The organism is Aminobacter sp. MET-1 (assembly GCF_026521175.1).
GTDB lineage: Bacteria > Pseudomonadota > Alphaproteobacteria > Rhizobiales > Rhizobiaceae > Aminobacter.
On record NZ_JAMSHL010000025.1, the window covers coordinates 21,468 to 35,290 of the forward strand.

The 13,823-nt window shown below is 62.6% G+C and carries 10 protein-coding genes; 2 read left to right on the top strand and 8 right to left on the bottom strand.

The window, feature by feature from the left end:
* Positions 1 to 86 precede the first annotated feature (86 nt).
* The 8 genes from NDO48_RS24980 to NDO48_RS25015 all read right to left on the bottom strand — a co-directional run bounded on the left by NDO48_RS24980 (position 87) and on the right by NDO48_RS25015 (position 11,306).
* A complete protein-coding gene (locus NDO48_RS24980) occupies positions 87 to 1,628 on the bottom strand; it encodes an ABC transporter substrate-binding protein (RefSeq protein ID WP_018425999.1) in 1,542 nt (513 codons plus the stop codon).
* Positions 1,629 to 2,137: 509 nt separating this feature from the next.
* Positions 2,138 to 2,713, bottom strand: a complete 576-nt coding sequence (gene gfa / locus NDO48_RS24985; RefSeq protein ID WP_018425998.1) for an S-(hydroxymethyl)glutathione synthase — start codon at positions 2,711 to 2,713, stop codon at positions 2,138 to 2,140.
* A 226-nt stretch (positions 2,714 to 2,939) separates the two neighbouring features.
* Positions 2,940 to 4,511 carry an ABC transporter substrate-binding protein gene (locus NDO48_RS24990; RefSeq protein ID WP_245262108.1) on the bottom strand — a complete coding sequence of 524 codons (1,572 nt, stop codon included), beginning with the start codon at positions 4,509 to 4,511 and terminating at the stop codon, positions 2,940 to 2,942.
* Between the two features lie 29 nt (positions 4,512 to 4,540).
* The gene (locus NDO48_RS24995) at positions 4,541 to 6,166 is read right to left on the bottom strand and encodes an ABC transporter ATP-binding protein (protein ID WP_018425996.1); all 1,626 of its coding nucleotides are present in this window, start codon (positions 6,164 to 6,166) and stop codon (positions 4,541 to 4,543) included.
* On the bottom strand, positions 6,159 to 6,986 hold the full coding sequence (locus NDO48_RS25000; RefSeq protein ID WP_026226795.1) for an ABC transporter permease: 828 nt from the start codon (positions 6,984 to 6,986) through the stop codon (positions 6,159 to 6,161). Before NDO48_RS25000 ends, NDO48_RS24995 begins: the two co-directional genes overlap by 8 nt.
* Positions 6,983 to 7,987: an ABC transporter permease gene (locus NDO48_RS25005; protein ID WP_018425994.1), complete on the bottom strand. Its 1,005-nt coding sequence runs from the start codon at positions 7,985 to 7,987 to the stop codon at positions 6,983 to 6,985. Before NDO48_RS25005 ends, NDO48_RS25000 begins: the two co-directional genes overlap by 4 nt.
* A gap of 69 nt (positions 7,988 to 8,056) precedes the next feature.
* Positions 8,057 to 9,313, bottom strand: coding sequence for an NAD(P)/FAD-dependent oxidoreductase (locus NDO48_RS25010; protein ID WP_018425993.1), 1,257 nt, complete (start codon positions 9,311 to 9,313; stop codon positions 8,057 to 8,059).
* Positions 9,314 to 9,338: 25 nt separating this feature from the next.
* A complete protein-coding gene (locus NDO48_RS25015) occupies positions 9,339 to 11,306 on the bottom strand; it encodes an alpha/beta hydrolase family protein (RefSeq protein WP_026226794.1) in 1,968 nt (655 codons plus the stop codon).
* Positions 11,307 to 11,568: 262 nt separating this feature from the next.
* Here NDO48_RS25015 and NDO48_RS25020 point away from each other — a divergent pair, with 262 nt between their 5' ends.
* Together NDO48_RS25020 and NDO48_RS25025 are read left to right on the top strand one after the other, a co-directional pair.
* Positions 11,569 to 12,258 carry a TetR/AcrR family transcriptional regulator gene (locus NDO48_RS25020; RefSeq protein ID WP_018425991.1) on the top strand — a complete coding sequence of 230 codons (690 nt, stop codon included), beginning with the start codon at positions 11,569 to 11,571 and terminating at the stop codon, positions 12,256 to 12,258.
* 181 nt (positions 12,259 to 12,439) lie between these two features.
* Entirely contained in the window at positions 12,440 to 13,792 is a 1,353-nt protein-coding gene (locus NDO48_RS25025; RefSeq protein ID WP_051091883.1) for a hemolysin family protein, read from the top strand.
* Positions 13,793 to 13,823 lie beyond the last annotated feature (31 nt).

Sequence of the window (13,823 nt, forward strand, 5' to 3'; positions counted from 1 at the left end):
AACATCGTGCGGAATGGCTCCCGCACGATGCTCATCGATTTATGGCCGCGACCTTGCGATCAAGGCGAACGGATCAGCCTGACGGCTCAGTTCGCGTTTTTCTTGATGCCGTAGGCAAAGAACTGCGAATTCAATCCGTTGACCGGATAGCCGCTGACATTGGCCTTCGATATCACGATTTGCGGATAGAGATACAGCCAGCTGCTGGCCGCATCCTCGGCGATGAGCTTGTTGGCGTCGGTCAGCTTGGCGGTCTGCTCGTCGACAGTCGTGCTGGTCTCGGCCGAGGCGATCAGGTCCACGACCTTGGGGTTGTTGTAGCCCCAGTAGAAATCGGGATTGCCGTAGAACACGATGTCGCGATGGTTGACGTGCTCCTGCAGCGTCGCCTGGAAATCATGCGCCTTGTAGACCTTGGTGTACCACTCGTTGGCGGTGATCACGTTGATGTTGACGGTGATGCCGACCTTGGCCAGCTCGCTTTTGAGAAACTGGGCGACGATCGGATGCGGGTCGTAGTTCGGCGTGTCGAGCGTGAAGGTAAAGCCATCGGCGTGGCCCGCCTCGGCCAGCAGCGCCTTTGCGCTGGCAGGATCATAGGGATCGACGCCGGTGAGATCGACATACCAGGGGTCGGTCGGCGGCACGAACGAGCCGATCAGCGAGCCGTAGCCACCCCAAATCGAATCCAGCAGCTTCTTCTTGTCGATGGCGCGGGCGATCGCTTTGCGCACCTTGACGTTGCTGAAGGGTTCGACACGGTCGTTGAAGGCCAGAAGCTCCTTGGTGGTGGACTTGCCTTCGCTGACCTGGAACTCGGGATTGCCCTTGAACTGGGCAAGCGAATCCGGGCTCTGCACACCGGTGATGATGTCCACCGCACCTGTCAGCAGCGCGTTGTTGAGCGCGGTCGCATCGGTGAAGTAGTTGAACACCACCTCGCCATTCGTCGGCTTCTCACCCCAGTAACCGTCGAAACGCTTCAGCGAGAGCGTCGAGCCGCGGCGCCAGTCCTGAAGCTTGTAGGGGCCGGTGCCGTCTTCGCTCGCGGTCAGGTTCTTGGCCGCGTCGTTGACGATCCAGACGTAGCTCAGATTGTAGGGCAGCGAGATCGAGCGCGATGCAAGCTTGACGACGACAGTGCTGTCGTCGGGCGTCTCGATCGAGCTGATCGTCGACAGGCTCTTCTTGCGCGAGCTCTTGGAGTCGGGTCCGACCACGCGCTCGATGCTGAACTTCACGTCCTTGGCGGTCAGCGGATCACCGGAATGGAAGGTGACCTTCGGCTGCAGGGTAAAGGTGTAGGTGAGGCCGTCTTCGCTAATCTTGTAGTCGCTTGCCAGAGCGTTTTCGACGCTGCCCGCATCAGTCAGCCTGAACAGCGCCTCATAGACATTGCTATTGAAGGCTTCGTTGATGCCCTGGCCGGCGCCGGCGGTGTTGTCGAGGTTCTGCGGCTCGTAGAGCGAGCCGATCGCGATGGCGGCATCGGCGTCGAAGTTTTCGGCAGCCTGCAAGGAAGAGCCAACCGACAGGGCGCCGACGAATGCGACCGTGGCCGCGAGAGCACTGAACCTGCGCCGACCCGGCTTCGAATATTTGTCCAACAGGACGGCGGCACCAATCATTCAAATTGCTCCAGATCTAATTCTTGTTACGCAATGGAGGAACGAACGGTCTACCGATCGCCTCCCCTTCAACCTGCTGCAGCGGATCGCTCCCGCAGCCCCGATAGAGGCCGGAACGTTCAGCCGGTATGCCGTGCAGTCGCCCCAAAACTCTCCAAGGCGCAAATAATGCAGTGAATGACCCTCATTGCCGAGGATTATTATCGCGCCACCCACGGAAAGAAAGAAAATCCTTCTCACCGAAATCGCCGCCGTCGACGCGGGCATTTCTGGCATGCCTCTGCGCACATCGCGAGTCGCTGCGGACAACGGCTGCAAATGGGCAAAGGCAAAGCCGGAAACCCAGACAAAGTGCAGACGGATGCGAAGCGCGGCGAAAAAGCCGGGATGCGACAAAGCAGTCCCGCCAGGGCCTAGCGATGCCGCGGGACATCTTGGTTTTCTCGACCAGCAGATTGCGATGCGCTGGAAAGTGTTGTGCTCCCCCAACGCACCGCCGGTCGACGTGCTTATGCCTTCAGCACCCCGGATTTTTTCGCCACCCAGGTGGCGATGTAGTCCATCAGCGCAGGCGACAGGCAGTCGTAGGGTTCGAGCCCGAGTTCCCGCAGCCGGGCGCGCACGCCGTCCATCTCCGAGGGGGCGACACCAGACTCGATGATGGAGGAGACGAAAGCGGCAAAGCCGGGCTCGGCCCAGCCCGTCTCTTCGAAGCGTTCCGGATGAATGAAGTCGAGGCCCTTGAAGGCATGGTCGCGCTCGACCGGGCCATACATGTGAACGCCGCATGTCTTGCAGGCATGGCGCTGGATCAATGCCGACGGATCGACCACGGCGAGCTTGTCGCCATTTTCCAGCACCGTCACATTCTCATGTCCGGTCACCGCAACGATCGAAAACTTGGCGCCTTCGGGCTTCCAGCATTTGGTGCAGCCGCAGGCATGGTTGTGGGCAACCTGCCCCTTGATCGCCACCCTCACCGGCCGGTCGACGCAGGCGCAGACCAGCGTCCCCCCGGAGAAACCCGGGCTGCCGGCCTTTACGCCGCCATCGATGGCCGGATGTATCGAAACTGAACTTGCCATGACCTGCTACTCCCTGTTCTGGCATCGTCGCCCTGGAAATCAGCTGAAATCAGGTAACGTCCCAACATACCACGACGCCGCGCGGCTGGAACAAGAGTCATCAGGCAATGCATCGACGTGAGCTAAGACTGGGCATGCACAGGGGCACTGCCTCCGGGCCGAGCCAACGGTCAGCCCGATGAGGTGGCCGGCATGCAGCGCCGGCCACCGTTGGACTGGGGCGTGCCTACGCCTCGAGCCAGACGCGCGAGGCGACATAGCCGTTCGACATGTCGTTGCCGACGTCGTCGACATAGCCCTTGAGGGCCGATGTCGCGGCGTTGATGTTGTTGTTGAACACCGGGATAATCGAGCCGCCTTCGTCGCGCACCATCAGTGCGGCGGCACGGTACAGTTCCGCGCGCTTTGCCTCGTCTTCGACCACACGCGCTTCCTTGATGAGCTTGTCGAAGTCCGGCCGATTGAAGTTGGTCTCGTTGGCTGGCGAACCCGACAGGTGCTCGGTGGCATACATCAGGTCCTGGGTCAGGCGGCTGCCATAATAGGACATGCAGAACGGGGCCTTGCGCCAGATGTTGTTCCAATAGCCGTCAGCCGGTTCGCGCTTGACCTCGATCTGGATGCCGGCCTTCTTGGCATTCTCCTGGTAGAGGATCGCCGCATCCACGGCGCCGGGGAAAGTGCCGTCGGACGTTCGCAGCACCACCGGTCCGTCATGGCCGGACTTCTTGAAATGGAAGGCGGCCTTGTCCGGATCATATGCCCGCTGTTCGATATCGGATGGGAAGTAAGGATAGGTGGCGTTGATCGGGAAGTCGTTGCCGACCGTGCCGAAGCCACCCAGCGTCGTCTGCAGCATGGCCTCACGGTCGATGGCATATTTCAACGCCAGACGCAGGTCGTTGTTGTCGAAGGGTGCGGTGTCGACAAGCATCGGCAGCGTGTAATGGCCCCGGCTCGGTGCGTTGAGGATCGCGACGTTCTGAGCGCGCTTGAGAAGCGTCACCGTCTTTGGGCTGACAGCATTGATGAAGTGAACGCGTCCCGCCGATATCGCAGCGATGCGCGCGGTGGCGTCGTTCATGGCGATCATCTCGACGCTGTCGACGTAGCCGCGGTCCTGCCAGTCATTCACGTTCTTCTCGAACACGGCGCGCACACCCGGCTCGAAGCTGACGAGCTTGTAGGCGCCGGTGCCGATACCTTCGGCAGGATTGTCCATGCCGCCATTCGGCTGAATCATCAGCAGGTGGATGGTGAAGACCAGCGGCAGGTCGACGTTGCTCTCCGAGAGCCTGACGTGGAGCTCCTCGCCCTTGGCCTCGACGGTTTCGATGGAGGCAATCATGCCCCGCGCGCCGGAGCCCGACTCTTCCTTCATGTGACGGCGGATCGTCTGGGCGCAATCCTCTGCGGTCAGCTTCTTGCCGTTGTGGAAGGTGATGTCATTGCGGATCTTGAACACCCAGTCCTTGGACTGGTTGCTGGATTCCCAGCTGGAGGCGATGCCAGGGAGGGCCTTGCCGGTGGCAGGATCGCTGGCGACCAGCGTATCGCCGATCGTGCGCGCGACCAGGAAGGCGAAGGCGCCAATCACCTTTGCAGGGTCAAGCGTATCGGTCGTGGCAGCACCGTCGATGCCCAGCTTGAGGGTGCCGCCCTTCTTCGGCGTTGCCGCCGCCTGGGCATGGGCCACGCCGGCGAGCCCGCCGAGCAGAAGGCCGGCGCCAATCGTGCCCTTCAGGAAGTCACGCCTGTTGGCCGCAAGGTCCAAGCCGATCAAGTTAGATTTCTTCATTTCCATTCCCCTCTTGTCTTAAAGATCCGTCATCCAGCCGGAACCAGAGCGCGTCCGGCAAGGACGCGTTCCAGCCAGCCGATTTCCATTTCGGGCACCGAACTCAAAAGCTTCTCGGTGTAGTCGTCATAGGGTGGTGCAAAGACGGAAGCCTTGACGCCCTGACGAACGATGCGGCCGCGGTGCATGACCGCGACGCGATCGGCGATCGCCCGCACAATTGCGATGTCGTGGGTGATGAACAGGTAGGACACTGAAGTCTCCTCCTGCAGTCGCATCAGCAGCTTCAATATGCCCTCAGCCACCAGCGGATCGAGCGCCGAAGTCGGCTCGTCGCACAGCATCAATTCCGGTTCGGCGGCCAGCGCGCGGGCGATCGCGACGCGCTGTTTCTGCCCGCCCGAGAGCTCGGCCGGATAACGGTCGAGGAATTGCGGACCCATCTCGATCTGGCCAAGCAGTTCTGTGACCCGCCTGGTTCGCGCAGCGCCCCTGAGACCGAAATAGAGGGTGAGCGGCCGCCCGATGATATCGCCGACTTTCTGGCGCGGGTTCATCGCGGTATCGGCCATTTGGTAGATCATCTGGATGCGGCGAAGCTGCTCGAGCGTACGCCCCTTACGGGCGGCGGGCAGCCTCTCGCCTTTGAAAGCGACGGTGCCCCGCTGCGGCGGCAGCAGCCCGGTGACAACGCGCGCCAGGGTCGATTTTCCCGATCCTGACTCACCGACCACCGCCAATGTCTGGCCTTTCGGCAACGACAGCGACACGTCGTGCAGGACATTCATGTTCGAATAGCCTGCTGTCAGTCCTTCGATTTTCAGCAGCTCTTCCTCAGCCTGGCGGACAGGTTCGCGCACTGCCTGGCGGATGCTCACCAGCGCCTTGGTGTAGTCCTCGCGCGGCGTCTCGATGATCTGCCGGCTCGAGCCATATTCCACCGTCTTACCGTGCCTGAGCACCATGATGTCGTCGGCAACCTGGGCGACGACCGCCAGGTCGTGCGTGATGTAGAGCGCGGCAGTTCCGGTCTCTGTGATCGCATGCTTGATGGCGGCCAGGACCTCGATCTGCGTGGTGACGTCGAGTGCTGTCGTCGGCTCGTCGAAGACGATGAGTTCGGGTTTGGCACAAAGCGCCATGGCGGTCATGGCGCGCTGCAGCTGACCGCCCGAGACCTGATGGGGGTAGCGCTCGCCAAAGCGCTCCGGTTCGGGAAGGCCGAGCACCGTGAACAGATACTGGGCGCGCTTCTTCGCTTCCGCCGGTGTCATGAGGCCATGACGAACGGTTGCCTCGACGACCTGCCGCCCCAGCTTGTGGGCGGGGTTGAAGGCTGCGGCGGCCGATTGCGCAACATAGGCCACGCGTGCGCCGCGTATGGTGCGCACGCCACCCGGCGACAGGGCCGTCACGTCGACACCGTCTAGCACGACCTGCCCGCCCGAGATGCGCACGCCACCGCGCCCATAGGCCATAGTCGACAGGCCGATGGTCGACTTGCCTGCACCTGACTCGCCGATCAGGCCGAGCACCTTGCCCTTTGCGACATCGAAGGAGACGCCATCTACCAGCACAAGGTTGCTGGTAGATCCATCAGCCTGGTGCGCGCGCACCTCGATGCGTAGATTGCGGACCGAGAGCATCTCAGCCATCTCCACGCTCTCCCTTGAGGCTCGCCGTGGTATTGATCATCCAGTCGACGACCAGATTGACCGAGATGACCAGGCCGGCGATCGCAGCACCCGGGATGAGCGAGGCCGAAACGCCGAAAATGATGCCGTCCTTGTTGTCCTTGACCATGCCGCCCCAATCGGCGGCCGGCGGCTGGATGCCGAGGCCAAGGAAGGACAGCGTCGACAGAAACAGGATGGAATAGGCAAAACGCAGCCCGAATTCTCCGAGCAGGGGCGCCAGGGTGTTGGGCAGGATTTCGCGGAAGATAATCCACAGCTTGCCTTCGCCGCGCAGCCAAGCGGCTTCGACAAAATCCATGACGCTGACGTCGAGCGCGACCGCCCGGCCGATACGATAGACGCGCGTCGAGTCGATCGCAGCCATGACCAGGATGAGGATCAGTGTGCCTTGCGGTAGGACCGCAAGCACGACAAGTGCCAGGATCAGCCCGGGAACGGACATCATCAGGTCGTTGAACCGCGACAGAAGCTGATCGACCACCCCGCCGCTGACGACAGCGGTGAAACTGAGCAGCATGCCAATGGCGAATGACAGCGTGGTTGCTGCCAGGGCGACGAAGAGCGTGGCGCGCGCACCATAGATCAGGCGTGACAGCAGATCGCGACCGAGGCTGTCGGTACCAAGCAGGAAATCTCCGCCCATCGGGGCCCAGACTTCACCAACGATGGCACTTTGATCGTAGGGTGCGATCAGCGGCGCAAAGAGTGCGCACGCCACAACGACCAGGATCCCCGCCGCCCCCACGCGTGCGCTTGTTGGCATCGACCTCAATCTCATCGCGGATGCCTCAAGCGTGGGTTCGCCAGGATCGAAACGATGTCGGCCAACAGGTTCAGCACGATATAGATGGCTGCGAATATCAGTCCGCAGGCCTGGACCACGGGCATGTCGCGAACGGTCACGGCATCCACCATGTACTGGCCGATGCCCGGGTAGACGAACACCACTTCGATGACGACGACACCGACCACGAGCGCCGCAAGATTCAGTGCAATCACCGTGACGATCGGCGCCACGGCATTGGGCGCGGCATGTTCGGCAATGATACGCAGCGCCGAAAGCCCCTTGAGTTCGGCGGTCTCTACATAGGGTGACGACATGACGTTGAGGATCGCCGAGCGCGTCATGCGCATCATGTGGGCCAGCACCGCAATGACGAGCGTGAGCACAGGCAGGGCAATCGCCGAGAGCCGCTCGCCAAGGCTCATCCCGTCATAGACAGTTGCCGGAAACGCGGCGACGCCGAGCTGAACGGTGAAGAACTGGATGAGCAGGTAGCCGATGAAAAACTCGGGCAACGAAACCGCGGCAAGCGACAGGATGCTGATGGCCCGGTCAGGAAAGCGGTTGCGGTAGCGCACCGCGATCATGCCAAGGCCGAGCGCCAATGGAACCGCAATTGCCGCCGAGGTAGCGGCAAGCAGCATCGAATTGCCCAGGCGCTTCCAGAGTTGGTCGGCAACCGAGTTGCGGTTGGACCACGAGGTTCCGAAATCGCCCTGGACGATGCCTCCCAGCCATTCGCCGTAGCGCTGGATCATCGGGCGATCGAGGCCCAGTTCCTTGCGCAGATGCTCGACAGATTCCGGTGTCGCGTCGCGTCCGAGATAGGTCGCTGCGAAATCGCCCGGCAGCATCTCGACCCCGCCATAGACCAGCATCGAGGCCGCCAGCAGCAGCCCGAAGCCAAGCAGGATGCGGCGCAGGATCAGCCTTGCGAGCGGGTTGCCAGAGCGCCCCGCGTAAGCCTCGATCTGGTCGTTGCCCGGTGCGCTCATCCGTGCCGCGCTCCCAGCTCTTCACCGCAGGCGGACATGTTCAAGGCAACCGGGCGGCTGCGTTGCACGTCACGCACGCTGCGCATCCGCGAAATGCCCTCTTTGCTTGCGCGACCATTTGGGCATGGCAGCCTCGACTTCCGCTTCGGTCGGGAAAGAACCACGCTCGAAGCGGTCGAGACGAAAGCGCGTAGGGTCGACGAAGGGCTTCTGGTCGAGGATCAGTTCTGCCGACAGGCGGCCGAGGCCCGGACCATGGCTGACGCCGCTTTCGTTGTCGCCGCCCACCGCCACGACATTGGTCGTGCCGGGCACGCGGCCGACCAGCAGGCCGCGGTCTGGCGTGTAGCAGGGCACGCCCTGCGCCCAGCTCGCGATCTTCGATCCACGCAGCGGCGGGAACACTTCTTGCAGGCGCGCCAGATCGCCATCGGCCATTGCCTGCATCAGGTCAGCCTTGTGCGGCTGTCCGGGCTCAATCCATGCGTCGCTGAGCTTGTGATACGGATGGTAGTGGCCGCCCGTCCCCCACATGATGGCGCCAAAGGTTTCGCGCAGCCAGAGGCCCAGTTCGCGGCACTGGACGGTCGGGATGGTGGAAGGCAGGCCTCGATTGTCGGTGACGATGCGGGTCGCAAGCACGCGCAGCAACGGCAGTCTCCAGCCAAGCTTCTCAAGCAGCTCGTTGTTCCATGCACCGGCTGCGATCACCACACCATCGGCCTGCAAAGTGCCCCTGTCGGTCTCGACCGTCACGCCGTTGCCGCTATCTTCGATGGCGGTGACCTTCGTGTGGTCCCGGAAGGTGCCGCCCAGCCTGGCGATTTCTCCTGACAGCGCGCGCAGGCCCAGCGTCGTATCGAACTGGATGCCGAGAGGGTTGTACGCGCCCGAGTGGACCTTCGACGGATCGATCAGACCTTGCATCTTCTCACCGATCTCGGCGGCGTTGAGATCCTGCATCTCGGCCGGCGCATAAGGCGAGTCCAACACGGGGCGCAAGAAATCTTCGCGCCCCTCTTCCGTCAGCGCCATGATGAGCGTGCCGTTCGGACGGTAGCCGATTTCCTGGCCGAGCTCGCTCAACGCCTTGTAGAAATCGAGCCCGTATTGCTGAAGCCTGAACCCCTCCTCGCCGAGCGGGATCATGCCGGCGGACCAGTGCGACACGAAGCCAGCGCCTGCGCCGCTGGTCGCCTTGGCAAGCTCGCCAGCCTCGACGACGGTAACGTCAGCGCCTGCCTTCAGCAAATGATAGGCCGTGCAGCAGCCGATGATGCCGCCACCGACGACGACAATCCGTTCGCGCTTTGCATTCGTGGTCATGATGTTCTCCCCTCTTGCCGACTGCTCAGGCGGCCGGATGCACGTATTTGTCGAGCCAGCACAGGATGCGGGCAGCACTGTCGAGATATTCGGGGTAGCTGCGCATGCTGTGCCCGGCATTGGGATAGATGACGAGCTCGGCAGGCGAGCCGGACCTGACGGCCGCGAAGTAGCACTCCTCCGCCTGGCCGGGCGGCGTGCTGCGATCGATGCCGCCGGCCATCACCAGCGTCGGCACCTTCTTCCTGTGCTTGAAGAAGGCCGGGCTGCGCTCGAAATAGGCGCCAGCCTCCGCCCAGGGCGAGGCGTCGAGCATGATCTCATCAAATTCGGGGATCTGCGTCGTGCGGTGCTGGCTGTACCAATTGCCGACCGGCGACATGGGGATCGCCGCGGCGAAGCGCTCGCTCTGCGACGGCAACCAGGCCGACATGAAGCCGCCATAGCTCGATCCCGCAACGGCGACCTTCGCGTCATCCGCCCAACCTTTGGCAACCAGGGCATCGACGCCGCTGATGATGTCGAGCACATCGGCACCGCCCATGTCGCCCTTGACCGCACGGGCGAAGGCGTCGCCCCTGCCGGTGCTGCCGCGAGGGTTGGGAAAGAAAATCGTCCACCCCTGCTTCACCAGCATCGGCGCAGCACGCGTCCGCCCCATCCAGTGATTGCCATGGGCGGAAATCGGTCCGCCGTGAACGTCCACAAGTAGCGGTGTCGGCCCGTTGACATTGCGGGGGCGGACCACCCAGCCCTGCATCTCCAGGCCATCGGGCGCTGTCCAGCTGAATGGCTCGACGGTGCCGCAAGACGACATTGCCTGCGCTGCGCCAGGCGCAGCCAGCGTTGCCACCTCGCGCACACCGCCGGCGGACGCTTCTGCCAGGAACGGCGCCCGCGAATAGGCTTCCCCCAGAAACAGGGAACCGGTTTCGCCTGTCGGATATGAGGTCGGGACCCATTCGACATGGGAGAAATCTTTCGAAGCCCAGCTTTCGGTCGCCACCGGGCGCCGGAGATCATAGTCACCGGCAAGCACTTCGTGGCCACGGAGGCCCGCAAAATGGATGACGGCGGGCGAACGCCACTCGATCGAGGTGACGTCAGCGCCCAAGCTTTCCAGCACCTCGAGCGCCCCACTGCGTGGGTCGAGCAGGCAGAGCTGGCCATAGACGATGCCGCGGTCGCTGCAGAAGGCTTTGACAAATGCGACCTTGCCGCCATCGGGCGCGGCCTTGACACAGCCGATCTGGTCGGCCGGCCTGTACATCGTCGTCGCAGCGCCAGAGGTTGCATCGACGAGGGAAAGAACCGCCCGATACCAGCTGCCCTCGCTGTGATGGTCGCTTGATATCGCCGCAATCGAACCGTTGCCGCACCAGCTGGCTTCCCACACGTTCAAGGGCGCCGCCGTCAGCTGGCGCGGTGTGCCCTCGCCATCCCAGGTCCAGATCGTGCGCCACAGTTCGCCGCCTTCGTCGGAGCGGACTTCCGGGATCCAGGCCGGCGCGCTCGACTTCTGCTTCTGCGCAAAACCGCCATGGATTCCGGCGAGGTCGGCGGCCGTACCCGCCACCACCATCAGAAGCCTCGATCCGTCCGCCGCCCAGTCGATCTGCTCGATCCGCCCGGCGACGGTTTGCGCCTTCAAGCGGCGGCCGTCCGACCAGATCTCGATCCGGTCGGCAGCGGCATCGTCGCCGGCACATGCCACGGCCAGTTCGTTGCCTGCGGGAGACAGCCTTATCTGACGGGTTTCCCGTTCGTTCAGGCGCTCGACCGCGCCGCCGCTGCGTGCAACGCGGCAAAGGCGATTGCTCACACCATCTTCGAAACCGCGCTCGAAACTCTGGCCGATGAAGTGGAGATGGGGAACATTCTCATGCCCGCACAGCGCACGGCCGTTGAATATGTGCCCGCCCGGCGCAAGCAGGGCTTCGTACAATTTCAAGGTCGCCGTGAATTCGGGCGACGAACGGAGATCTCGCTCCATGGGCTCTCCTCCAAGGGCCGCTTCGGCACACGCCGGACGCACCTCTTGCGCACCGGCACACGTGGTGCGCCGGCTGGAAAATCCATGAGCTTGGCGAGGTTGCCTCTGCGTTAGGCGGTAACATTACAGGCAATGTCGCGCCTGTCTAGACATAGATGTACATTTCTATGCCATAAAAGTCCGGCGTCTCCGACATGACGAAAAATCCGCTGCCAAGCACCCGGCGCTGACCGTATAAGGATCAAAAAGGGGAAGACGGACCATGCCAGAAAAAGAACGGAAGGCAGCCGCTTCGGAGGAGGACATGAAGCCGGCTGAAGAAGCTTCGATCGACGGATCGTCGCGGACGTCGAAGCAGGACTGGCTCGACCTGGCGATCAAGACGCTGATCGAGGACGGCATCGACCAGGTGAAGATTCAGGTCATGGCCAGGAAGCTGGACGTCTCCCGCTCCAGTTTCTACTGGTTCTTCGAGAGTCTGGGCGACTTGCACGAACAGCTGCTGCAGAACTGGCTGCGCAGTAACACCGATCCCGTGGTCGACCATGCATTGAGGCCGGCACCGAGTATCAACCGCGCCATCCTCAACGTCTTCCAGTGCTGGATCGACGACCGCCTGTTCGACCCACAGCTCGACATTGCCGTGCGCATCTGGGCGCGACGCGATCCCTCGATCCGAGCCGTCATCGACGAGGCCGACAAGCGCCGCATCGAGGCGATCACGGCCATGTACCAACGCTACGGCTATGACGAAGAGAACGCCTTCATCCGTGCACGCGTGCTCTATTTCATGCAGATCGGTCACTATACGCTCGATGTCGACGAAGCACTCGACGTCAGGGTCTCGCATGTGCCGGCCTATCTGCTGGCCTTCAGCGGCCAGGACGCCGAGCCCGAAGACATTGCGGCCTTCGACGAATTCGTCGCCCGCCTGACCAAGTCGAGGGTCTGATCTGACCCTAGCCTCAGTCGCTCCTGCGGCACTGGCAAGTGGCGCGACGTGGCAATTGCGGCTAGATCGGAAACCTCATCATGTTGCCTGGGGGCGGCATGGTGACTCGCGGCGGCACCTGCGGGCGCCGCTTTTTGTTGCAGACGACGCCCTGTGGCGTCACAGACTTAGAGAGGAGACCATGCCTACCGGCGATGGCAGTAGTAGCTGGACCGATATTGTTGGAATCATATCAGTTCTCGTTTTGGTGGCCGCGAATGGATTTTTCGTCGCGGCTGAATTTTCACTCGTAGCCGTCCGAAAAAGTCGCGTGGCCGAACTCGTCGCTGCAGGACGGGCCAACGCGACAGCCCTGCAGCGGGCCCTGGACAATCTCGACGCAAATCTCGCGGCAACGCAGCTCGGCATCACGATCTCCTCGCTGGCTCTGGGCTGGGTCGGAGAGCCGGCGCTCGCGCACCTCATCGAACCTCTTTTGAAGGCCCTGCCTGCTTCGCTTGCCGTTGCAGGCTCGCACATCATTGCGGTCGTCATCTCGTTCATCATCATCACCACGCTGCACATCGTGTTGGGCGAGCTCGCCCCGAAAAGCCTGGCGCTGCAGAGGAGCGAAGCCACAGCACTTCGGATCGTCCGGCCACTGGGGCTGTTCCTCACGGTTCTGCATCCGGCAATCGTGACCCTCAACGGACTTGGCAACCTGGTGCTTCGGCTCTGTGGCCTGCGCCCGGGAGGTGGCGAGGGAGCTCTGCATTCGCCGGAAGAGCTGAAGCTCCTGGTTCGGGCCAGCCAGGAGGCGGGGATTCTGCACGAAGCCCAGCAGGACCTCGTCGTCCGCGTGCTCAACATCGGCGAGCGACGGATCGGCGACATCATGACGCCGCGCCCGCATGTGGAATGGGTCGACATCGACGATGGCAGCGATGCCATGCTGCGCACCATCCGCTCCTGCCGACACCAGCAGATGCTCGTCGGGCGCGGCACCATCGACGAACCGATCGGGATGATCCTCAAGAAGGATCTTCTCGACCAGCTTCTCGAGGGACAGCAGCCCGAGCTGACAGGCATCATCCGCCAGCCGCTTCTGGTCCATGAGGCGATGACGGTGTTCAAGGTGCTGGAGCAGTTCAAGCGGGCGCCGGTCAGGCTGGCCATGGTCGTCGACGAATATGGACGGCTCGAGGGGATAGTCACCCAGACCGACCTTCTGGAGGCGATCACCGGCGACCTTGCCGACATCGAAGGCGACGAACCAGATGTGGTCGAGCGCGAAGACGGCTCACTGCTCATCGAGGGCACAATGCCTGCGCACGAGGCATTCGAGCGTCTCAGGCTGCGAGAGCGGCCCGCCGACGACGGCTTCCACACCATCGCCGGTTTCGTGCTCGCCCAACTCGGCCACTTGCCCGGCGTCGGCGAGGCCTTCGTCTATGAACACTGGCGCTTCGAGGTCGTCGACATGGACGGACACCGGATCGACAAGCTGCTGGTGTCAAGGACCGATGTCCACGAGGTCGCAGAACCTCGCATCTAAAGGACACCAATTGCACGAGCCGGGACAGCAG

What these genes read in the sequence shown, in the direction of transcription:
- NDO48_RS25025 (WP_051091883.1), top strand. Translation starts at nt 12,440, where the DNA reads ATGCCTACCGGCGATGGCAGTAGTAGCTGGACCGATATTGTTGGAATC.
- NDO48_RS25005 (WP_018425994.1), bottom strand. Translation starts at nt 7,987, where the DNA reads ATGAGCGCACCGGGCAACGACCAGATCGAGGCTTACGCGGGGCGCTCT.
- NDO48_RS24990 (WP_245262108.1), bottom strand. Translation starts at nt 4,511, where the DNA reads ATGAAGAAATCTAACTTGATCGGCTTGGACCTTGCGGCCAACAGGCGT.
- NDO48_RS25000 (WP_026226795.1), bottom strand. Translation starts at nt 6,986, where the DNA reads ATGAGATTGAGGTCGATGCCAACAAGCGCACGCGTGGGGGCGGCGGGG.
- NDO48_RS24980 (WP_018425999.1), bottom strand. Translation starts at nt 1,628, where the DNA reads ATGATTGGTGCCGCCGTCCTGTTGGACAAATATTCGAAGCCGGGTCGG.
- NDO48_RS25020 (WP_018425991.1), top strand. Translation starts at nt 11,569, where the DNA reads ATGCCAGAAAAAGAACGGAAGGCAGCCGCTTCGGAGGAGGACATGAAG.
- gfa (WP_018425998.1), bottom strand. Translation starts at nt 2,713, where the DNA reads ATGGCAAGTTCAGTTTCGATACATCCGGCCATCGATGGCGGCGTAAAG.
- NDO48_RS25015 (WP_026226794.1), bottom strand. Translation starts at nt 11,306, where the DNA reads ATGGAGCGAGATCTCCGTTCGTCGCCCGAATTCACGGCGACCTTGAAA.
- NDO48_RS25010 (WP_018425993.1), bottom strand. Translation starts at nt 9,313, where the DNA reads ATGACCACGAATGCAAAGCGCGAACGGATTGTCGTCGTCGGTGGCGGC.
- NDO48_RS24995 (WP_018425996.1), bottom strand. Translation starts at nt 6,166, where the DNA reads ATGGCTGAGATGCTCTCGGTCCGCAATCTACGCATCGAGGTGCGCGCG.